Source organism: Pseudoalteromonas sp. SR43-5 (genome assembly GCF_014163835.1).
GTDB lineage: Bacteria > Pseudomonadota > Gammaproteobacteria > Enterobacterales > Alteromonadaceae > Pseudoalteromonas > Pseudoalteromonas distincta.
In genome coordinates, this window is the sequence record NZ_JACJEA010000014.1 from 43,867 (window position 1) to 66,467 (window position 22,601).

Consider the following 22,601-nt stretch of genomic DNA (forward strand, 5'->3'; position numbering starts at 1 on the left):
CAAAGGAATGCTTGAAGATAAGTCCACTGCCAGAAGCTCTCCACCTATATTGGTGACAGTTTTGAGGATTCAGCCCCATAAACCGAAAAACAATGACGACGTACCATTATTTTCCTCGGCGAGTACTTCCCTCCTTAATGATCATCGGCTTTCGTCGCCTAACATTAAGTACCTAAGTATCGCACCTCTTCTGAATGCTTTATTAACCAGTGGCTAATAAAACAAAACCCCACTAAGTAGCGGGGCTTTGAAAGTTATCGTTTAGACGTCTAGCTGTCAAGCATTTAATAATTTATGAGTTAAATAAAACTGCCCATGTAATACGAGCCCGCATATCCAACCGTGTAACAAATTAATAAATGCAGCGATAAACGCAAGTAGCTCATAAAGGTAAGCGCTTTAACTTTACTCATGGCAATAATGCCCGCAGCCGAACCAATAATAAGCATTGAACCGCCCACACCCGTTGCATACGTAAACGACAACCAATGTTGTTGGCTCATTACTATATTGGCTTTTAATAATGCAGCGGTAAGCGGTACGTTATCGACCCCAGCTGATAATATGCCCATTAAGTAGTTTGCGTATTCTGGTGCCATTACCGTGTATAGATCGGTAAATTTACTCAACATACCAATTTCTTTAAGTGCACCTACAAGTAAAAGTACGCCTACAAAAAACAATAATGTGTCGTATTCTATATCGCGAACAAAATCGATTATGTCTTTGTTTATGTCTTTTTTACGCATTAAAAATTGCGCCACTAAAAACATCACTGATAAGCCAAACAAAAAGGTTAATAGAGGCGGTACGCTGTAAATTACACTCAGCGTAAGTGTGCTCACTACGGTAGATAAAAATATAACAGCAATGGTTATGTCGGTTTTTTCAATGCGGGTTTTACCTGCACTAGCAAACTCAACACGCCCTTTCATACCTATAGACAGTAACGCGGCAAGCAGCATAACGCTTGCAAGTGCTGGCGCTATAAGTAGTAATAAATGAGCAATGGTTACTTTGCCATCTAAAAATATCATTAGTGTGGTTACGTCACCTGTTATTAGCGATACCCCACCTGAGTTAACTCCAAACACAATAAGCGTGGCGTATTTAATGAGTTTTTTAGGTCCAAGTTTTAACGACATAACAACCGCAAGCGATATAAGCGTCGCTGTTACGTTATCTGAAATCGACGAAAACAAAAATGCAAAACCACCCACCAAAAACATGAGCTTTTTTTCGCTAATACTTTTTGGCATAACACGGTGCACAATATTTTCTATAAACCCCTTTGAATTTAAATACGCTACAAAGGTCATTGCAGCCATTAAAAATAGCCATAGCGAGGCAATTTCTAAAATATTTTCATTTAAAAGATGTTGAATCGTATCGGGGCTTTGCCCGTGTAGAGGGTATATAAAAAGAAGAATCCAGCAAAGCGTACCAAAAAACAGCGTGGTTTTAGCTTTATTTACATGGATTATATCTTCTATAACGATCAGTAAAAATGCAATCGCTATCAGGGTTAGAATAATCGAGGAAACCATGGTAGTTAAACAACCTTTGATATAGTTTTAAAGAACACACAAATAACATTCCATTTCATGTGCCTATTTTCGGCGCGAATTTTAGCACTGCCTCTATGCAAAAACTATTATTAAATGGTCTTAAAAACGAATACTATATACAGACAAGGTTAATTAAAAATACGTAATAATGAGTCTTCTAAAAGAACTCAATAATAAAATACTAGGATGTTGTAACCCCTTATGATCCCAGCTAAAAAGCTGCTAAACACCATAACCGAACATTGGGGTGTATTAGAGCTATTATTTAAACGTTTTAAAATGGCTGACTTTAGCCTAAAAGACGTACAAAACGCGATTAAGCAAAAGCAGCCTACGTGGTCAAACGAACGCATTTATAAAGAAACAAATCGTTTGTTAAACCAAGATATTTTAATTCCACTGGCTAAATCCTCTCAACTTGAAATAAATCGTGCCATTGCCGATTTTGCTACTTTTTTACTGCAAGAAGAGCATTTAGGTTTAGCACAAGAAATTAGCGTATTAGTAGAGGACCTGGCTCGTTTAGGTAACCGCCTAGATAACGCTGGCGAAATAGAAGACTTTGACGACTTACGCCGCTACAGCCGCATTATGGATGATCGGGTGCGTAAAATAATGAAGCTTTATACGCACAACGAAAACGCTATTTTAAACATTGTTGAACAAGCCAAATCAAATAATGCAGTGCAATCGCTGCAAAAGCGTTATAAAGCGGTAATAGAAGCCTTTGACGAATACATAGAGCCAATGCTTGAAATGGTTGATATTCGTGGTGAATTTCATGCGTGTTTTATCCTCATTGAAGAGCAAATAAGTAAGCAAATACTGCACATTGAGCGCTCAGGTAAAGCGTATAACGACAAACGTATGCTGGAGCAATTACGTACCCGTATACTCGAAATGCATTTAATGGGCCGAGAAAGCTTACGTAAAAGTGCCGATATGCTTATGCCGCTACGCGAAGAGTTACGTCGTAATAACTTAATTACTCGCCAAGCAGCCAAAGTACTTGGGCTTGTACGTAAAAATGGCGTAGACAATATGCTAAGTGCTGTGCAGCCACATTTTGTAAGCGACGCGCAGCGATATTCACTTGGTCAGCAACGCCATATTGTGGCTTACATGGCAAGCTTGGTTGAATTTGAACACGAAGAATACCAATTGCCTGACCAGCAAGACGTGCCTGCATTTGTTACGCCTAATATTCCTGACTACAACGATGTTAAAACCAGCTTTGCTAAGCGCTTTAATAAAAAACGCAAAAAGCCGCAGCCCTTGCTGCAATTTTTAGATGAAAGCTATCCAGATCTCGATGCCGACGAAATGCTATTTTTGTATCAAAAATTAGTCAGCGACAGCGATATTAAAATAATTCAAAGCGATGAAAAAGCCCGCGTAAAAATTGCCGGTCAGCACTTTTCTTTATATCCATTTAATTCAGAGCCTCAGCCAGATTCAAAGGCAGGTAAATAAACCATGACACACATAAACTTAGACGAGCTAACTCATCTACAAGCCATTAATAAAAAATTAGTAGCGGGTTATCACATTTGCGAGCAAGACAACGTAATGTGGCAAGAGCTTGACCAACACATAGAAGACTACACCGCCCTATTTACCGCTTTAGGTAACGATTTAAAACACGATAGCCGTGGCTTTTATTATTTTGGTAGCGACGAAAGTACGCCAAATATGGGCAAAATATCTCGCGCTATCGCGCTCACCATTTACATTTTAATTGAGCACTACGCCAATACGGGTAAAGACCCAATGCGCGCATTGTTTGACGACGTAAACGATTTAGAGCTTATGCAAACGCTGGTGCAAATTAACAAACATTTGTTTGATCAGCTTGAGATATTTTCGGGATCGGATTTGCGTAAAGACGTTTACCTGCGCATGGTGCGCTTAGGTTTAGCCCGTGAAGTAGAAGGCGGCTTTATGCTACAAGCGCCAATTCACCGCTACATAGATGCACTCATGGAAGTAAACGAAGAAACCTACATTACAGAGGGCGAGGAATGAAAAATCTATACGGACTAAGCAAACTCGCCCTACTTAACACCGCAGGCTATGCAAAATGTGTGATCCCGCTTGATAAAAGCAGCTCTATTTGCGCGCCCAATAACACCGGTAAAAGCTCGGTTATTAACGCCCTGCAGTTTCCGCTTATTAACGATTTGCGCTTAACAGAATGGGACGGACACGATTTAGATGAAACCCGTAAGTTTTATTTTTCATCCGATCAGTCCTACATTTTACTAGAAGCTAACTTGCCTCATGGCTCGGTAGTAATTGGAGTTGCAGGACTTGGTAAAATTGCCGGTTACGCGCATCAGTACTTTTGTTATCAAGGTAAGCTTGATTTAGAGCAGTATACGCAAGGTAAAACTATTATTAAATTTACCAAGCTGTTCAACCATTTAAAATCGCTTAACTACAACCCTATTGAGCTTAAAGCACAAGAGTTAAACGCGCTGTTGACTGGCGGCGCAACGCCTTTTGACGGCGACATTAACCTAAAAATGATCCCGCTAAATAATGTTCAAGACTCTTCTATTTATAAAGAAATATTTAGACGTATTCTTAACTTACATAAATTGGGCGCAAGCGACGTAAAACGCTTTATGCTACGCGTGTTTGAACGCCATATGTCGAATTCTAAGGTCGACTTTTATGAAGTATGGCGTCGCTCGTTTGATAAAGTAAATCGCTCAAAACGCGAATTAAAAGCCCTTGAGTCAATGCAAGAGCCAATAGCAGCGCTTGAATCAATGCTTGAAAACCAAACCGTGCTTAAAGGTAAATTAGCGGCGTACGCACCTAAAATTGACCAAGCATTAATTGATTTTGATACCTATCAAGAATCGCAACTTAATGAGCTGGGTATAGCGCTTGAAGATATAGAGCACGAAAAACATGAGTTTGAGCAAAAGCAAAGCCTATACGTACAGCAATCGCGCGACATAGAGCGCAGACAAACACAAATTGAGCAGTGGTTTTTAGATTACGATGCGCTTAAAAGCGAGTTTGAACTGGTAAATAAAGCCACGCTTAAAACCAGCCTGACTCAGTTAAAGCAAGATTACGAGTCGCTTTCGCACTCTATAACCAGCGCACAAGGGCAAAGCCTACACACACTTGACTACCGCATTAGCGAAACACAAAAACAAATTAAGAGCTTAAAGCTGCAACTTAAAAATCTTGAATTTAATTTGTTTACCCGCATGCGCGAAGACCTCTCGTTAAAAGAAGTAGAAGAAATATCGCGGATTTTAAACCCAGATATTCTCTCGTTTGCAACCACCACTAATGGCGATATAACCATTGATGACGAAGATGCGTTTGGTGAATTTTTATCGCTACTTAGCGAAAACGTTAAAGGCGGTGTACTAACTCTGCCAGGTGCGAGCATTAAGCTTAAAAAGCTCTCGCCTGTGCAAATGCAAAGCGGCGAAAACAAAGAGCAATTAACCGCTCAGCTCAGTGCACTTGAGCATTCACTTAAAGAGTTTAAGCAACAGCGCGATGTTGCAGCAAACGTTGCCGACAAGCAAAAAGAAAAAGACGCGTTATACGATGAGCTTATGAGTGCAGAGAGCGCCCTAAAACGCTTAGAGCAGTTTGATGTAATGCAGCAATCGGTTGAAGCGCAAGCCATGCTAAAAGAGCAGTTATTAGCTGAGCGCGAACAAGTTGACGACTACCTGCAAGATATTCAAAAAAATAGTGGCTCAATTGCCGATCGCCGCTCGTTAATTAAATCGAAACAAGAGCAAATTAATCGCCAAACTGAGCGCTTACGCCAAGTTAAGAGCGAGCGAATTGACCACACGCTTGATTTATACAGCGGTAAAGTAACCCCGTATATGATTGATATTACGGTCGACTTTGATAACTTAAGCGACCTTGTTCATCACTTTAATAAAGACTGCCAAGAGCTGCGTAATTTTGACATAAACGTACGTAATACCTATTTGCATGTATATAACGCGGGTATTACTAAATTCGACAACGAAAATGACGAATACACTAAATACCAAAAGCTAATAAGCGCCTTTCATAATATTGATAACGAACGCGATGCTGTTAAGCGCCAAGCACGCGTTGCGCTTACCGAAGTGGCCGCAACTATAAAAGGCTTGCGAGAAGATTTAGACCGACTTCGCCGCGAAATGAATAGCTTTAATAAAGGCATAAGCCAGCACCGTATTTCAAACCTGCAAGCGTTTAAAATTAACGTCATACCGCGCAAAATGCTGGTTGATAGTATTGATACTATCATCAGCACGTCGCATCAGTTTGAGCAAGGCGACACGCTTGATTTACTTAGCCAAGAACCTTACAGCGAAAGTGCGGTAAACGAAGCAAAAGATCACTTAATTAAACTCGCCTCAGATAAAGCGGGCTTAACACTTACCGATTTATTTGATATTCGATTTGAAGTAGTTAACCGCGCAGGTGAAACCGAACACTTTGAAAAAATAGATTCGGCGGGTTCAAACGGCACACGTATTACGATTAAGTTATTGTGTGGCATGTTGTTTATACGTTACTTATTAAGCGATCAAGAACAAAACCTATACCGTATACCTATTTACATAGATGAAGCGGCCGACATTGACCCACAAAATCAAAAAGCAATTATAGAAACCGCACTAAGCTTTGGTTTTGTTCCTATATTTGCCTCAGTTAAGCCGCAAATAAGTTGTGACTACATTGTGCCGATTCGCTCGGTAAAAGACGGTGCACAAAACTGGGTAGATGAAAAAGATTGGATTGAAGTTGAACACAATTAATTGGCCGTTAAGGCAAACCAACTAAACTAAAATATAGGACGTTTAAATAATACACATTTAAACTATGTGTGTTATTTTAAATTAATGCATTTTATTGGAGCAAACGTAATGAAAAATATACTTATTGTTGCAGCGCTAGCACTACTTACAGCCTGTACACAAACCCCTGATTGGGATTACGATAAATCAGCCAACTTTAGTAATTTTAAAACATTTGCTTGGGTAGAAAACGCCAGCCTAACTAAAGACACAAATAATTACCAAATTAATGGCCTAATGGAAAAACGTGTTCGCACTGCCGTTAACGCAGAACTGAGCCAAACACTAGGTATGAGCTTAGTTGATGCAGCTAATGCTGATGTACTTGTTAACTATCATGCATCGGTAGATAAAGAGCTTGAAGTAGATACATTTAATGTAAACTACCGCCCGCATTGGGGTTATTGGGGTACTGGTTTTCAACGTGACACAACCGCGCGTGAATACGAAGTGGGCACACTGATTATTGATATTGTAGACCGTGAATCTAACCAGCTAGTATGGCGCGGCGCAAAAGAAGGCCGATTAAAGAAAAACCAATCGCCAGAACAACGTGAAGCATCAATTAATAAAACAGTGAGCGAAATATTAAGTAACTTCCCGCCGCAAAAGCAGCAGTAAGTTAAAATTAGCTATAAGTAAGTTTTAAAAAAGCTCACAGTACGTGAGCTTTTTTGTGGGTATGTATTTTTGGGACTTCAGGTTTAAATAATTATGAGCTGCGCTCATCACGTCAGCAAGCTGCACGTCTAACAAAATACCGGATTAAACTTTACCTGTAGGCGCTATGCTTGCTTGCGCGAGAAGCGATAGCTTCTAATTACTTTATAGCGCTATATTCCATCTTAAATTACGAGCTGCGCTCGTCACGTCAGCAAGCTGCACGTCTACAAAAAAACACCGTGTTAAATTTACGATTTATACTTATGCAGTAACTCAAGCGGTATATGGCAGTAATCATCAGGGTGATTAGTTAGTCGGTCTTGATGCTCATGATCGCTTGGCACGTAGTTAGTTAGCAGCTCTACCCCTACCACAATTTTATCGGCATCACTGCGCTTGTTTATATAATTGCTTGCTGCATCTAAATGGCTTTGGTTTTTGCTATAAATGGCAGTGCGGTATTTAGGGCCTACGTCATCCCCTTGTTTATTAATACTGTATGGGTCAATAATTTCAAAAAAGTAATCATACAGCTTATTTAGGCTAACGACTTTTAAATCAAAAATGACCTTTACGCATTCGGCATAACCATCGTATTCGCCGTCAGTGGTTTTGCTTGTACCATTAGCGCGACCTGCTTCAGTACTTATTACGCCTGGTAAGTGCTTTAAAAACTCTTGTACGCCCCACAGGCAGCCACCAGCAAAGTAAATAGTATTTTGTTGTGTCGTATCCATTATAAATGTTACCTAATAAGTAATTATACCGATTGCATTAAAATAATGTTCTATTATAGCGCCAAGAAAATAGCGCAATAACAAGGCGAAAATTATGACATATAGTTGTTCTATATAAATAACTTTTAACGCAGTGAGTGCGCTATTTAATGCGATAGGATGATCATGTTTTTAATAAAGTCGGTATTACGTAAATGGTTATCAAATGCAGTTATTAACAAATTAATGTACAATCGCGCACAAAATGACTGCTGTTACATCTAGTTATTTTATCATGCTCAAATATAAGCTTTGAAATTAATTGTAACCGCAGCTACAAATAAAAAATGACGAGAAACACATGAATCGCACACCACACATTATAATACCTGCAATATTATGCAGCGTTACTGCATTTGCCAATGCTAATACGCTATCTGATGAGTCGGCAATCGAGAAAATAACGGTTGAGGCCTCACCCACTGCAAATAAGTTGCCAGTAGGCACATTCGACTCGCCTATTTCTAATTTAGAATATGACCCCCGTGTTGATTTACAATCGCGTAATATGGCTGAGGCGCAGGCTGATGTAACTATACGCGGCGGTATTTTCGAAAACACCGGTTTTAGGGTAGGAAGCGCTACCCTGCTTGACCCGCAATCTGGCCATTATTTTGCTGAAATACCCATTGCACCGCAAATGCTAACCGGCCCAGATGTTTTAACTGGTGCCGATAACGCACTTTACGGTATGAATAGCTCTGTAGGTACAGTTTCGTTTGGTTGGAAACCGATTATTACCGGCGGTAGTGTATCCCTTGGTACTGGTACAAACGACTTTAATCTGCAAAGTATTCACGCTGCTAAAAACACACAACTTGATAGCTTAGCTAACTATACTCTGGGCTTTGAAGGTGAGTATTCTCATTCGCAAAGTGATGGCACCATTGATAATGGCGATCATGACTTCTCGCGCGCCTCAGCTCGCGTGCAATTAGCAAGCGAGCACAGCCAAACCGATTTATTTTATGGCTCGCAAGATAAGTTTTTTGGCTGGCCTAACTTGTACACCCCTTTTGGCGTTAACGAAACTGAAGATTTAGAAACCCGCCTTTGGATGCTTAATCATAAGCAAAGCTACGCTGATAACAGCAATTTTGAAGTATCGGCTTATTATCGTACCCATGACGATCACTATATTTACTCGCGCGAAAATCCTAGTGCATTTGAAGCTTTTCATAAAAGTGAAGTTAAATCGCTTGGACTTTCGGGTCGCCATGCACAAAGCGATGCACTGGCAATAAATTACTCTACACAGTTTATTGATGACTCGATTGAATCAACCACACTTGAAAACAACTTTACCTCACGAAAGTATTACAAGCTGAGTATATTGCCCCAATACACAATAGCGCTAAAAAACCAACAGCTTACCTTTCGTTTAGGCGCAGCCTATGACGATACAAATCGTGATGATGCTGAAGTATCAGCTATTGGTGACATAACCTTAAACACCCAAAATAGTGACGGCACAGCACAAACCCTTTACTTATCATACGCGCAAGCGAGTCAAGTTGCAGGCTACACAGCCATTGGCGGCAGTGATTCAGGCGGGTTATTTAGAAGTAACTACAACCTTGAGCGCGAAACCACATCAAACTTGGAGCTAGGTTTATTACTTGAAGAACAAAGCTGGCAGTTAAACTCGGCTATTTTTTATCGAAAAGATAATAACTTAACCGATTGGACCTTTAATTTTGATTCAACCTCAGCGCGCTTTGCAAACCCAGTAGATATTGATACTGCAGGGGTTGAATTTTTAGCGACTAAGCACTTTGATACAGCAAAACTTATAGCAAGCTACACATATTTACATAAATCAGAAAACTACGGCGCAGCCGATATTGATGCCAGCTTTTACGCATTAAACTTTCCTGATCACCGTTTAACACTTGGCGCTGTGTACAACCCAACTGATATTTTAGAATTTAGAATAGATAACGAATGGCGTACACAACACAAAAATGCACTTAGAAACGGCAATGACAACGCGTTATTTACCCAGCTAACGCTTAAAATAACTCCGCCACAGTTGAGTAATTTATTTATCACCTTAGCGGCAGATAACTTATGGGATGAGTCGTTTGAAGAAATACCAGGTACACCAGGGCGCGGTGAGCAATATACGTTAAGCGCAACGTATAACTGGTAGAAATGAGCTATCACATTCAAAGGCCTGTTTATTTAAAACAGGTCTTTGAATAAATATTTAGCAAAGAATAAACGACATGCTAAATATTAAGAACTTTGATTACTCAGCTTATATTGAACCAGAACGACATTGTCTCTTTCTTAGCTCATTATCAATTTGTAAAGGGCGACTAAGCTCATCTGTAAGAACCTGCGAAACAACCGTACCGGTTTCAACTTCTTGTATCCAGATTGATATTTTATCCCCTTCCCTTTTTCTATTTAGCATGTAGCTTTTATTAGAATCTAAATTAACGTTAAAATTAACAAAAGCTTCTTTTTGACTATTTAAAACATCAGGGTTTGAAACACTCGCCTTTACCCATAAATCATGCTCACCACTGATATACTGCTTTGGTTCAGCCCATTGTGTAGGTCTTTTTTTAAAGCACATCAAGTGGACATATTCTAGATCTACTCCCTGCTCTCTTTTAAAGTTTTCGAGTCTAAAGTGGTCTTCTTTAATATCGGTTTTAATGGGTAAGTTTGAACAACCTAATAAAGTCACACCTAATGTAAATGCTGTAAGTAAATTTTTCATTTTTCTTTCCTTTTAAAAATTAAGATTGAATGAAATCACCTATAAATGAAATTTATAAAAAGTATCTTACAGTTACCTATATTAGCGACAAAGTTAAATATGTCTAATATTTCGCCATAAAATATATTAACGACTGCTTTTAATAACCTTGTGGAGATTTTTATTAATAATATATTGTAAATAGATGTGTATTAAAAATGAGGATTAAGTGAGCTCTTCGAGCTCTGTAATAAGCGCTAGAGCTTGTGCATTTGTAGACCCGCACACATCAAACGTGGCACTAAAATCGCTACATACTTTTGGTCGACTTTCATCACCAAATAACTTACATAAATTACGTTCGTCCAGCTGAATACAACGCTCTCCGGCTTTTTTACCATTTGGCATACCTGGAATAGGCGAACTAATACTTGGCGCAATACAACATGCGCCGCAGCCTAGCCTGCAATTCATCGATTCGGTTTTCATAATTTCCTCTGTATAAAAAACACTTACTTTAATTTCTTTTTAGGAACTTAATTAGTCACATAGTGAGTTGTAACACACACATGTAATGCTTTGTTACATCTTAAAACAGCTTGTAAACACTTTATTGCGTATTATTGCTCTGTCACCACCAATTATGAAGGAATGCCTTGTGGCTACTACAAAACAAATAATACTCCCAATCGCTGTTTTAGCAGGCGGTATTGCTTTAGCTTTCGCCTTTATGGCAATGAAAAAACCACCCGAAGAAAAGCCAGAGCAAGATTTACGTCCTTTAGTAGCAACACAACGCGTACTTTTAGATTCTATAACGCTCGATGTTAAATCGTACGGCATTGTTAAACCAAAATATCGTACAGAGCTAATAGCACAAGTTAGCGGGCAAGTTATTTCGGTATCAGATCAATTTGTAGAAGGCGCGTTTGTAAAGCAAGGCGATATTTTAGCACGAATTGATGCAAATGATTACGAAGCAGACTTTATTGAAGCGCAAGCGGGTTTAGCACAAGCAAGCTCAGCACTTGAAATAGAACGCGCGCAAGCACATGTCGCTCAAGCTGAGTGGGAGCGCATTAAGTCAGACTCAAGCGACGCTATCGCATCAGAACTTTATTTACGAAAACCACAGCTGGCCGAAAAATTAGCGCGTTATCGCTCTGCTCAAGCAAGTGTTAAACGTGCTAGCCGCAATCTTGAGCGTACTTATATTAAAGCCCCTTATGATGCCATTATTAATGAGCGCACAATTAGCTTGGGTTCAGTAGTAAACCCAGGTAATAGTTTTGGCGCACTAAGTGCAACCTCAGTTGCAGAGGTACGTTTACCGGTTGCCGATCAAGAACTGCAATATTTAAAAAATGGCGGCGTAGGCTCAAATGTTACATTTAACGCAGAATACGCGGGTAGGCAAACAATGTGGCAAGCCAAAGTAATTCGCACCGAAGGTGTGGTTGATCAAACAAGCCGTATGAGCTACTTGGTTGCACAACTTGCAACACCTTATGGCGACAAAACACGCCCTCTTCGTTTTGGTTCGTACATTAACGCTACCATTGAAGGTCGCCCGCTTGATAACGCAATTATTGTTGCCCACCACTTAGTTAAAGATAATAAAATTGTAATTTTAAATGACGATTTAACATTGTCGTTTAAAACCCTCAATATTATACGCGAACAAAACGGCATGATTATAGCCAGCCAAGGGTTAAACAATGGCGAGCAAATTGTTACCTCAGCGCTTGAATACCCAACTGAAGGTATGGCAGTAAAAATTGAAGATATTGCGCCTGATAAAACTGATGTAACTCAACTTGCGCTGAAAGAGGAATAATCATGAACACTCGTGAAACAGGGTTAATAGCATGGTTTGCCCGAAATCCCGTTGCTGCCAACCTACTAATGATATTTATATTAGTAGGCGGTATTTTAATGGCGATGACCATTCGCAAACAAATGTTCCCACAGTTTGAAAGCAACTGGATAAGCGTACAAGCAGTTTACCCAGGTGCAGCCCCGCAAGAGGTTGAAGAAGGCATAACCATAAAAGTTGAGGAAAACCTCGAAGGTATTGAAGGCATTAAACGCCTAATTACGTACTCTAACCGTGGTTTTTCACAAGCGTGGATTGAAATAGAAGAGCAATACAATCCACAAGAAGTACTTGATGAAATTAAAGTACAAGTTGATTCAATAAACACCTTTCCTGCGGGGATGGAGCGCCCTGTTGTGCGCCGCGATAAGTTTGAGCAAGAGGTAATGATACTCGCGCTTTACGGCGACATGAGTAACTACCAGTTAAAAGAGCTTGGCAACGATATAAAAGACGAACTACAAGCACTGCCTCACGTTAACCTTGTTAATTTTAACGGCGGCTTAGAATATGAAATTGGTATAGAAGTCAGCCCCGATAAACTGCGCGAATATGGCTTAACATTTAGAGATATTGCAGGCGCGGTGCAAAACTTTTCGGCAAATATGTCGGCGGGACAAATACGCTCTGAAAATGGTTATATTTCGATGCGTGTTGAAAAACAAGCCTACCGTGGTTTTGAGTTTGAAAAACTGCCACTTATTACCCTTGCTGATGGCGCACAAATTTATTTAGGCGATGTTGCAACTATTAATGATGGCTTTGAAGAAGGTCTACAATATTCAAAATACAATGGTAAGAATTCACTCTCGTTTGAAGTAAACGCATCAAAAGATCAAGACATTACCGATGTAGCAAAAGTACTTAAAAGCTACATGGCAACTAAAGAGCCGCTTTTACCAGCAGGTGTTAAGCTCTCTCCTATTGTTGATTTAACTTACTACCTTGAAGGTCGACTCGATATGATGGTCGATAACATGATTTGGGGTGGCTTGTTAGTAATGTTAGTGCTGGCACTATTTTTACCGCTACGCTTAGCATTTTGGGTAATGATGGGTTTACCGGTGTCTTTTCTGGGCGCCTTTTTGTTTATGCCTATTGGCTTTTTAGATGTAACAATTAACCTAGCCTCTCTTTTTGCCTTTATACTTGTGCTCGGGATTGTTGTTGATGACGCCATAGTTGTGGGCGAGTCAGCCAGTGCCGAAATAGAAAAATACGGTCACACACTTGATAACGTTGTACGCGGTGTAAAACGCGTTGCGATGCCAGCAACCTTTGGTGTACTAACGACTATTGCGGCATTTTTACCTCAAACACTCGCAACCGGCCCTGGCGCTGCTTTTTCTAAGGCCATTGGTGGCGTGATTATTTTATGTTTGATTTTTTCACTCATTGAATCAAAACTTATTTTACCTGCGCATATTGCAGCAATGAACCCACGTAAACCAAATCCTAAAAACCTATTACACCGCTTACGTATGGTGATTGATAGCAGCTTAAAAAGCTTTGTGAATAACTACTACCTTCCTTTTGTTGGCCGCTGTATTCATTATCGCTATACAGTGATTGTCGGCTTTATGTGTTTGCTTATTGTAAGCGCAGGTATGTTTGCAGGTGGTTTAGTTAAGTTTGTACCAAACCCTAAAATACCGCACGACTTTCCGCGTATTGATATAGAAATGAACCTTGCCTCATCTGAGCAAGCAACGCTTGAAACCGCACGTAAAATAGAAAGCGTGTTGTTACAGGTCGATCAGCAACTACAAGAGCAATACGGTAAACCGATGATCCGCGATTTATCGGTAAGCCTTCGCGGACGAACTGAAGCAAATATTATGGCCATTTTGGTAGAGCCTGATTTACGCCCTATCGACACCTTTGCCCTAAGTGCATTATGGCGTGAGCAAATGCCCGCTCTACCCGGCATTAAAACCATGACCATTCAAGACAGTATAATGAATGGCGGTCGAGATGATGGCGACGTTAGCTTTAAACTTGAAGGCAAAAATGCTGACGAGCTAAAAGAAGTGGCTGGTAAATTAAAAGCCAAATTACAAACAATGGAAGGCGTTGGCGACGTAAACGATTCAATGCAAAGCGCTACCGACGAAGTGCAACTTGATTTAAAACCACTCGCTTACAGCATGGGTTTAACGCTTGCTGATGTAGCGTCGCAAGTTAGCTTTAGTTACTACGGCTTAGAAGCGCAGCGAATATTGCGTGAAGGCGAAGAAATTAAAGTCATGATCCGCTATCCAGAAGACGAACGTAACTCAATAAGTGACATAGCAAGTGTGCGTATTATTACGCCTACAGGCGCTGAAGTACCGCTAAGTGAAGTAGCCGAAGTTAAGCTGGTTGACGGTGTAAACCGTATTCGCCGAGAAAACTCTAAACGCACTGTAAACGTATGGGCTGCGGTAAATACCGACAAAGCCGAACCATTTGCGATAGCTGAGGAAATTCGTGATGAATACTTACCAACATTACTTAAGAGCTACCCTGGCGTTACAAGTGATGTAGCTGGGCGCATTCAAGAAGAGATGGATAGCGCTTCAGAGCAGCTTCGTGATTTTGGTATATCAATGATGATTATATTTGCCTTGTTAGCCATTCCGCTTCGCTCTTACTCGCAGCCACTTATTATAATGTCGGTTATTCCGTTTGGTGTAGTGGGCGCGATGTTTGGGCATATGATTTTAGGTATGACCATGAGTAGCTTATCGATGTTTGGCATTATTGCTGTAGCGGGTGTGGTCGTAAATGATTCCCTCGTTATGGTTGATTTTGTAAACAAAGCACGCGCTGAAGGTGTTGCGATTAAGGATGCTGTAATGCAAGCCGGTGCTCGTCGCTTTAGAGCGATATTACTTACCTCAATCACTACCTTTATTGGTGTAATGCCAATTATTTTTGAAACGAGTTTACAAGCTAAAATTGTTATCCCAATGGCTGTATCACTTGCTTTTGGTGTGTTATTTGCCACAGTAATTACACTGATACTTATACCGTGCCAGTATGTTGCACTAGAAGATGCTAAACGATTAGTACGTAAAATGCGTGGCAAGCCACCACTAGTAGATGCCCAACCAGCGCCTACTCACAGCTAAATTAAGTAACATCCCAACCAAAAAAGCTCGGCATATTATGTCGAGCTTTTTATTTTTAGCTTAAAAATGATATTCACCTATTTGCTAACATTACTTATTTTTTAACACGCAGGATTAATTACCAGTCCTAATAATTGATAGAAATATTGCTCGTTTTTTATCTCTAATACGTTATGGTATTTAAATAATAAATAGACATAATAAAATTAAGGAACAGCCATGAATACATCTCCCTCTGATCACATTCCTCAAGAAGCCTTTGATTGGTATGACGAGTACGCCCACGGTTTAATGGATCGACGTACTTTTATGAAAAAACTCGGTGGCCTTGCTGCACTTGGCTTTTCGATGGCTGTACTTACATCGGCATTATTACCTAATTACGCACTGGCTGAACAAGTGTCGTTTAACGATGACGATATAACGGCAACGTACGAAGAATTCGATTCGCCAGACGGACACGGTAAAGGCAAAGGTTACTTAGCAACCCCTAAAAATGTAGAGGGTAAGCTTCCTGTTGTACTCGTGGTACACGAAAACCGTGGATTAAACCCATACGTAAAGGATGTAGCAAGACGCTTAGCTAAAGTAGGCTTTATTGCATTTGCACCCGATGCGCTATTTCCTCTAGGTGGTTACCCTGGTAATGATGATGAAGGACGCGCTATGCAAAAAACCATGGATCGCGCTAAAATTCAAAACGATTTTGTTGCCGCAGCGCACTTTTTAAAATCGCATGCTAACAGTAACGGTAAGTTAGGCGCTGTCGGTTTTTGTTTTGGTGGCTACATTGTTAATTATTTAGCGGCAGTAGATAGTAATTTAATCAGCGCTGGCGTGCCTTTTTACGGCACTCCCGCCAGTGAAAGTTTACGTAAAAATATTAAAGCACCGTTAATGATTCAATTAGGCGAGCTGGATAAACGTGTAAACGCGTCGTGGCCACAGTACGAACAAGATTTAAAAGCTAATAATGTTGAATACACTATGCATATGTATAAAGGGGCAAATCATGGATTTCATAATGACTCTACAGGTCGATATGATAAGGACAATGCCGAGCTTGCATGGCAACGTACCGTTGAGTTTTTTAATAAAAAGCTAAGTTAACGAATACGATAAATGCCACCAGCTCTAAGCCGGTGGCATTATTAAAAATACTTAGTTTTTTATCAACTTTAAATTTTTTTGCTACGCATAACTAATAACGACAACAAAACGAGTAAATAAATACTCAAAGAGCCACCGCTACTAGAGCCATCTTTATTTTCGACTTTTGCAATTTTTTCTTCTTTAACACGTGTTTTAAACCTTGCTAGTTCTGCATCTAAATTAGTACTCATATCACTAACCGCTAGATTAAAGCCCTCTGCCGACTTTTCAGATAACGTTTCATCAATACCTATTGCTGTTGTTCTTTTTTCAAGTTTACTTATACCTGGTGCTCTAAATAGCATTTTTCTGCTTTTAATATCAAAAACAGCTGTATCCACAAAGGTTTGAATTGTATTTTCATTACCTGGAATAACGTACATACCCACTATTGTCCAATAAAGTAAGGCTGCATTATTTTCATAAGATTGCGTAATTTGATCATATGAAACCAGTGCCATTACATCTACATCGTAAAGTCGCCCTACTTGCTCGAGTGTTGCAAAACCTTCACCACCCTTTAAATAGGTGCTTGGTATAACTTCAATGCGGTCAATGTAATCATATTGAAGAAATGACTTTTTTACTTTTTCGAGTAATTCGACTTGGTTTTGGGTCTCTAACCCGTCTGGCTGCCAGTTTTTAGACGGTACAAATGCAATTCCGACGGTAACAGGGAGTTTTAAAACAGGTATTTCAGGTTTATAGGTAGCACGGCTTTGTTGATCAGGATATAAAAAATCCATTAAGCTACTAGATTGTGTATTTTTACCTGTATTGTTACTCATAAACGAGCTACAAGAAGCAAGTAAGGCCGCCATCAAAATGATTATATATTTATTAAATTTCATATTTATTCCTTTTTATTTTTAATTTAATTCAGTTACGTGCCAAAGCTCACCCGATGGTCCCCATAAGTAAATAACGCTACCCCAAGGTTCTTGCTTTATACCCTCAAAGCGGATGTCAAAACCGTTTAGGTTACTAATGAGTTCGTATGCTTCATCTATATTTAACACACAAAGTTGCAGCATTAAGTTTTCAGCAAACGTTTTATTATAATAACGCTGTAAAAAGAACGTACATTCGCCAAAGGTACACACACATAAATCATTTGAGGCATCTTCAATCTTAAATCCAAGCGCTTTATAAAAGCGCTGAGATTGCTCATAGCTTTTACAGGGAATAAAAACCCTAATATCATCAACTTGCATAACTCTTCCTTAATTAGCTCAGTACGCTTTTATCAATAATTCCTTTATTTACCAACTGCTGCAAAATTGCTTGGGATTTTGCTCTGCATGCATCACGTAGTAAACGCACCGCAGGGGTTATTGACTGCCTACTTGGGCAAATAAGCCAAAGTTCACCATTAACATGTTGATAATTTGGCATTACGGTAACCACCCTGTCGTTAAGCAAATCGTCGGCTATATCAAGTGCCGACTTTACAGCTAAGCCCTTACCCGCAACGCACCAGCGCCTTACTAAATCGCCGTCGTTTGAGGCGCGCCTGCCACCCATTTTAACTTTATATTTTGACTCACCATCACTGAATTCCCACGTATTATTTATAATATCCTGCAACTGATAAAACAAACCTTGATGCGACGCTAGATCATCAGGATGCACGGGAGTCCCGTTTTGTAAGAGGTATTCGTCAGTTGCACATAATAAGCGTGGTACGTTACAAATTTTAAAACCATAAACACTTGCATCATTAGGCGAGCCATAACGAAGTGCTATATCAACTGAGTCACGATAAAAGTCGATATTACTATCACTTATATGTGTTCGTAGGCTTAACTTAGGATAACTATCCATGAGCTCATCAATCCATGGGATCACTAAATTGCGCCCCAAATCAGATGAAAGTGCAACACGTAACTCCCCTTCGATTTCGTCATGTTCACCTTTAAGGTTTTGCTTTGCAAGTTCAAGTACTGCTAAAGCCTGCTCACATTGTGGTATGTAGCGCTCCCCAGCAGCCGATAACCTTAAATGACGTGTTGTACGAACAAATAGTTCACTACCAAGCGCAGACTCAACACGCTTAATAGCAGCGCTTGCTGTGGCTGTACGCATATCTAATTTAGCAGCTGCAAGCGTAATGCTTCTAAACTCAGCGACTTTTAAAATAAGTTTTAAATCTTCTATATTCATATTATCTATTTATATTTGATAATGATTCAATGATTATGCGATTTATTTAATGCAAAGCAAGCTGTATTATTTATACATAAAGTAAATGACGAATACTTTGTACAGCTAATCTTATTTATTTTGGAGAAACCAATGACTCACCCTATTATTAATGACTTAGAAAAGCGTTACACAGCAAAACGTTACGATGCAACGAAACGTGTATCTCAAGACGATTTAGCAGTTATTTACGAAGCTATGCGCTTATCTCCATCATCAATTAACTCGCAACCTTGGAAATTCATCGTAATTGAATCAGATGAAGCCAAAGAGCGTATGCACAGTACATTTGCTAATAAATTTGCGTTTAACCAGCCACATATTAAAACAGCGTCGCATATAATATTATTTGCTCACAACCCTAAATATACCCGCGATGATTACGCACAAGTTATTGATGCAGATATTAAAAATGGTCGTACTAAAGCAGAAAATCGCGAACAAGCTTTTGGTGCTTATGCATTTGTTGATATGAATACTGATGAGCAAGGCGTTAATGAAGAGTGGACTAAAGCACAAACTTACATTGCGCTGGGTAACACTATGCATGCCGCTGCACGTTTAGGCATTGATTCAACCCCAATGGAAGGCGTAGATGCCGAGCTGATTGGCGAAGTCTTTGAAAAAGAACTTGATGGTTACGTATGCGACGTCGCATTAGTACTTGGCTATCATGATAGCGCTGAAGATTATAATGCTAAATTACCTAAATCTCGCTTAGCAAAAGAGCAAGTTATTCAGGTTTTATAAGTAATACGTTATAAACTTAAATGATAACAATATTAAAAAACCACTTATTTAAATAAGTGGTTTTTTTGCTTTAAAGCAGTTTAACTTACTTTGCGCTGTGCAGCCTGAATGTATTGCACTAAATCTTCAATAGAAACCACGGTCATATTATGTTTATTAGCATAATCACTCACCTCAGGTAAGCGCGCCATTGAGCCATCAGGATTTGTTAGCTCGCAAATTACGCCAAATGGTTTTAAGCCGGCAAGTTGCATTAAATCAACGGATGCTTCGGTATGACCGCGACGCACTAATACGCCGCCCGTTTGTGCTTTTAAACCAAATACATGCCCTGGGCGCGATAAATTACTTGGTTTAGCGTTATCGGCTGTCGCCGCTTTTATAGTCGTTACTCTATCAGCAGCAGACACGCCTGTTGTAACGCCATGCTTAGCTTCAATAGTGACTGTATAAGCTGTGTTATTTTGACTCGTGTTGTGGGTAACCATTTGCGGTAAGTCGAGCTGTTTAATACGCTCCTCCCCCATGCATAAGCAAACAATGCCGCTGCCTTCGCGGATCATTTCGGCCATTTGAGAAGTCGTTAAATGCTCAGCTGAAAATACAAAGTCGCCTTCATTTTCACGGTTTTCGTCATCAACAACAAGTACGCCTTGCCCTTGCTGTAGTGCAGTAATTGCGCTTTGTACGCGGATTTGGCTTTCGCCGAATTGAGTAAGTAGAGACTGAATCATCATTATATTCCAAATAAAAATAATAGATTCAGGACTGTGAAAGGATCAGTAATACATCACTTAAATTTAAAGTGATCACTACCAAAATAGCTTAAATAGAATAACAAAAAGCACGCAGCAAAATGCAGCGCACACTGTTATACCAATAACATTAAATTAGTGACTAATTATAGCGCAAAGAAAATAGCTCACTTAACGCGATACAACGGTCATGTCTTTAATAAAATTGGTTTTAGTATAATAAGCCATATTCTCTTTCATCCGGACTCTAACCGTCGGCTCTGGCATCTCACCAGATCTGCTTGACCTTTACTTAACTGTAAAAATAAGTTAAATAAAGCGCTCGCGGGCTCGTTTGAGTTACAAGTAACATTAAACATACCGCCGGTGGGGAATTTCACCCCGCCCTGAGAATTTACAGTAAGCATTAGCACTTACTGCAGGCACATTATACGCCTGTACTTATTTGTTTTTCAAAACTAAATGCGATAAAAACTACGAAAGTTGAATATTTAACGATGCGCGATCTACTATACCTTCGTTTATATCAGCAACTAGCGTACAGGTAGCACCATTTACCAAATTTAAGTTAGGTTGAACGTGCCCTATATCCGCATCAAAAATTACAGGAAATAAACACCCACCTAGCGCTACATCTAACGCATGGCGATAATCAAAGGCATCGTAATGACCTTGTGTTATTTCACTTCGCCCTAAAACCAAGCCATTGATATCATCAAATATACCGGCTAATTTTAATGACAGTAAAAATCGTGCAACGGTTGTTGGTGTAAGTTCTGAGTTTTCGAGGTATAAAATAAGCCCTTCGGGCGCACTGTTCTTTTTAAACTCATGCAGCGCTAAAAATGGCGAGTCGAGCAATAAACCTACGGTATCTAAACACCCACCAAATAACCGACCAGACATTTCTATGGTACGTTTATCTGTGTAGTTTAAACATTGCCAGTTTGTGGGCTCACTCGGGCTGAGTAATTCGTTCGGGTTTTGCGCGTAATTAGGCTTATTTTTTTGGTATAAAGAAGAAGGACCTTGCTCAAACTTACTACCGGCTTCGTAGGTCAGAGTTTCAAATATTTGTAAGCTGTACGGATTTTTTTCATCTGGGTGTAACTGCATAAGATTGGCGCTGTGGAGGGTTGCCCATTGGCACTTAGCAGTGAGTGCACATGCAATAGTACTCACATCAGAAAAACCAACTAACCACTTAGGCTTTGCTTCTTTAATGGCGTTAAAATCAAGTAGTGGCAGTATTTCCATTGCCAGCTCACCACCCATTGGCGGCATAATCGCATCTATTTCATCATCTAATAAAAAACCCATTAGCTGCTTAGCATGCGCTTTAGCATTAAGCTGTTCACGTGGTTTGTTTTGACGTAAAAACTCGCCTTCAACAACATTATACCCTCGTTGTTTTAGTCCATTTATAACAATATCTAATCGTCCGTGATACTTTTCTTTTAGCCCAGATGAAAGCGAGCAAATAGCAATTTTAGAGCCTATTTTTAAAGGCGCTGGGTAAAGTATATTAGCCATTGAGTGTTCCTTTTAATGAAGTGATTATGTACCTATATCATCATGCTCACTCTTTATGCAATATGAACACCCTTATCAGTATAGTGATTTATTTAAGGCATAAAAAAACCGATGTAAATACATCGGTTTTTATTTAAAACGTTAAAGTGAGTTATGCGTTAAAGATACTCAACTTCAATGATTTCGTACTCAACGATACCTTTTGGCGTTTGGATAGACACTGCATCGTCTACTTGTTTACCAATTAAGCCACGTGCAATCGGTGAATTAACAGAAATTAAGTTGTTTTTAATATCTGCTTCATCATCGCCTACAATACGATATTTTACTTCAGCATCTGTATCTACATTTACTATAGTTACTGTGGTACCAAAAATAACTTTGCCCGTATTTGGCATTTTAGTTACGTCGATTATCTGAACATTTGAAAGTTTAGCTTCAATTTCTTGAATACGACCTTCACAAAAACCCTGTTGCTCACGTGCAGCGTGGTACTCAGCGTTTTCTTTTAAGTCACCGTGTTCACGCGCAACAGCAATGTCGGCGATAATTTTTGGACGGGTAACAGTTTTTAATTCGTTAAGCTCTTTGCGCAGTAAATCTGCGCCACGAACTGTCATCGGAATTGATTGCATACTTTTCTCACTTAACACCAAGGCCCTAGT

19 protein-coding genes and 2 riboswitches are annotated in these 22,601 nt (G+C 39.7%); of the genes, 9 read left to right on the plus strand and 10 right to left on the minus strand.

All coding sequences use genetic code 11. The features are described from left to right. Nucleotides 1-25 precede the first annotated feature (25 nt). A riboswitch (Lysine riboswitch) is annotated at nucleotides 26-198 on the minus strand. A gap of 101 nt (nucleotides 199-299) precedes the next feature. Continuing rightward, on the minus strand, nucleotides 300-1,547 hold the full coding sequence (gene nhaD / locus H5090_RS10070; protein ID WP_182695613.1) for a sodium:proton antiporter NhaD: 1,248 nt from the start codon (nucleotides 1,545-1,547) through the stop codon (nucleotides 300-302). A gap of 222 nt (nucleotides 1,548-1,769) precedes the next feature. Here nhaD and H5090_RS10075 point away from each other — a divergent pair, with 222 nt between their 5' ends. From H5090_RS10075 to H5090_RS10090, 4 genes are all read left to right on the plus strand, one after another. Beyond that, nucleotides 1,770-3,041 carry a hypothetical protein gene (locus H5090_RS10075; RefSeq protein ID WP_182695614.1) on the plus strand — a complete coding sequence of 424 codons (1,272 nt, stop codon included), beginning with the start codon at nucleotides 1,770-1,772 and terminating at the stop codon, nucleotides 3,039-3,041. Between the two features lie 3 nt (nucleotides 3,042-3,044). Continuing rightward, complete coding sequence (locus H5090_RS10080; RefSeq protein WP_182695615.1) at nucleotides 3,045-3,593, plus strand: condensin complex protein MksE; 549 nt, start codon at nucleotides 3,045-3,047, stop codon at nucleotides 3,591-3,593. Continuing rightward, nucleotides 3,590-6,367 (plus strand): ATPase, encoded by a 2,778-nt coding sequence (locus H5090_RS10085; protein WP_182695616.1) that lies wholly within the window; start codon nucleotides 3,590-3,592, stop codon nucleotides 6,365-6,367. The genes H5090_RS10080 and H5090_RS10085 overlap by 4 nt, the downstream gene beginning before the upstream one ends. Nucleotides 6,368-6,475: 108 nt before the next feature. Further along, nucleotides 6,476-7,027: a DUF4136 domain-containing protein gene (locus tag H5090_RS10090; protein WP_024595193.1), complete on the plus strand. Its 552-nt coding sequence runs from the start codon at nucleotides 6,476-6,478 to the stop codon at nucleotides 7,025-7,027. Between the two features lie 290 nt (nucleotides 7,028-7,317). Here the strand turns inward: H5090_RS10090 and H5090_RS10095 are convergent, their stop codons facing one another. Beyond that, on the minus strand, nucleotides 7,318-7,806 hold the full coding sequence (locus H5090_RS10095; protein ID WP_182695617.1) for a peptide-methionine (S)-S-oxide reductase: 489 nt from the start codon (nucleotides 7,804-7,806) through the stop codon (nucleotides 7,318-7,320). Between the two features lie 340 nt (nucleotides 7,807-8,146). Here H5090_RS10095 and H5090_RS10100 point away from each other — a divergent pair, with 340 nt between their 5' ends. Then, nucleotides 8,147-9,997 (plus strand): TonB-dependent siderophore receptor, encoded by a 1,851-nt coding sequence (locus tag H5090_RS10100; protein WP_182695618.1) that lies wholly within the window; start codon nucleotides 8,147-8,149, stop codon nucleotides 9,995-9,997. A 108-nt stretch (nucleotides 9,998-10,105) separates the two neighbouring features. Here H5090_RS10100 and H5090_RS10105 read toward each other — a convergent pair whose 3' ends face one another. Both H5090_RS10105 and H5090_RS10110 read right to left on the minus strand, forming a co-directional pair. Next, a complete protein-coding gene (locus H5090_RS10105; protein WP_182695619.1) occupies nucleotides 10,106-10,576 on the minus strand; it encodes a hypothetical protein in 471 nt (156 codons plus the stop codon). A gap of 204 nt (nucleotides 10,577-10,780) precedes the next feature. Next, nucleotides 10,781-11,044 carry a YkgJ family cysteine cluster protein gene (locus tag H5090_RS10110; protein ID WP_008134548.1) on the minus strand — a complete coding sequence of 88 codons (264 nt, stop codon included), beginning with the start codon at nucleotides 11,042-11,044 and terminating at the stop codon, nucleotides 10,781-10,783. A gap of 169 nt (nucleotides 11,045-11,213) precedes the next feature. Between H5090_RS10110 and H5090_RS10115 the strand changes: the two genes are divergently transcribed. The 3 genes from H5090_RS10115 (at nucleotide 11,214) to H5090_RS10125 (ending at nucleotide 16,654) form a co-directional block, all read left to right on the plus strand. Beyond that, entirely contained in the window at nucleotides 11,214-12,392 is a 1,179-nt protein-coding gene (locus H5090_RS10115) for an efflux RND transporter periplasmic adaptor subunit (RefSeq protein WP_182695620.1), read from the plus strand. 2 nt (nucleotides 12,393-12,394) lie between these two features. After that, nucleotides 12,395-15,544, plus strand: coding sequence for an efflux RND transporter permease subunit (locus H5090_RS10120; RefSeq protein ID WP_182695621.1), 3,150 nt, complete (start codon nucleotides 12,395-12,397; stop codon nucleotides 15,542-15,544). Nucleotides 15,545-15,763: 219 nt separating this feature from the next. Continuing rightward, a complete protein-coding gene (locus H5090_RS10125; RefSeq protein ID WP_182695622.1) occupies nucleotides 15,764-16,654 on the plus strand; it encodes a dienelactone hydrolase family protein in 891 nt (296 codons plus the stop codon). 68 nt (nucleotides 16,655-16,722) lie between these two features. Here the strand turns inward: H5090_RS10125 and rhlP are convergent, their stop codons facing one another. The 3 genes from rhlP to H5090_RS10140 are packed head-to-tail and all read right to left on the minus strand — an operon-like array spanning nucleotide 16,723 to nucleotide 18,859. Continuing rightward, nucleotides 16,723-17,547 carry a rhombotarget lipoprotein gene (gene rhlP / locus H5090_RS10130; protein WP_182695623.1) on the minus strand — a complete coding sequence of 275 codons (825 nt, stop codon included), beginning with the start codon at nucleotides 17,545-17,547 and terminating at the stop codon, nucleotides 16,723-16,725. A gap of 18 nt (nucleotides 17,548-17,565) precedes the next feature. Next, the gene (locus H5090_RS10135; RefSeq protein ID WP_024597431.1) at nucleotides 17,566-17,910 is read right to left on the minus strand and encodes a lactoylglutathione lyase; all 345 of its coding nucleotides are present in this window, start codon (nucleotides 17,908-17,910) and stop codon (nucleotides 17,566-17,568) included. 13 nt (nucleotides 17,911-17,923) lie between these two features. Continuing rightward, nucleotides 17,924-18,859, minus strand: a complete 936-nt coding sequence (locus tag H5090_RS10140) for a LysR family transcriptional regulator (RefSeq protein ID WP_024597432.1) — start codon at nucleotides 18,857-18,859, stop codon at nucleotides 17,924-17,926. Between the two features lie 132 nt (nucleotides 18,860-18,991). Between H5090_RS10140 and H5090_RS10145 the strand changes: the two genes are divergently transcribed. After that, nucleotides 18,992-19,648, plus strand: a complete 657-nt coding sequence (locus tag H5090_RS10145) for a nitroreductase family protein (protein WP_004335410.1) — start codon at nucleotides 18,992-18,994, stop codon at nucleotides 19,646-19,648. A gap of 80 nt (nucleotides 19,649-19,728) precedes the next feature. Here the strand turns inward: H5090_RS10145 and ribB are convergent, their stop codons facing one another. From ribB to greA, 3 genes are all read right to left on the minus strand, one after another. After that, nucleotides 19,729-20,382 carry a 3,4-dihydroxy-2-butanone-4-phosphate synthase gene (gene ribB, locus H5090_RS10150; protein ID WP_182695644.1) on the minus strand — a complete coding sequence of 218 codons (654 nt, stop codon included), beginning with the start codon at nucleotides 20,380-20,382 and terminating at the stop codon, nucleotides 19,729-19,731. Between the two features lie 245 nt (nucleotides 20,383-20,627). Beyond that, nucleotides 20,628-20,801: riboswitch (FMN riboswitch) on the minus strand. Between the two features lie 76 nt (nucleotides 20,802-20,877). Then, nucleotides 20,878-21,936, minus strand: coding sequence for a S66 peptidase family protein (locus H5090_RS10155; protein WP_182695624.1), 1,059 nt, complete (start codon nucleotides 21,934-21,936; stop codon nucleotides 20,878-20,880). A gap of 158 nt (nucleotides 21,937-22,094) precedes the next feature. Continuing rightward, nucleotides 22,095-22,571 (minus strand): transcription elongation factor GreA, encoded by a 477-nt coding sequence (gene greA / locus H5090_RS10160; protein WP_004335404.1) that lies wholly within the window; start codon nucleotides 22,569-22,571, stop codon nucleotides 22,095-22,097. Nucleotides 22,572-22,601 lie beyond the last annotated feature (30 nt).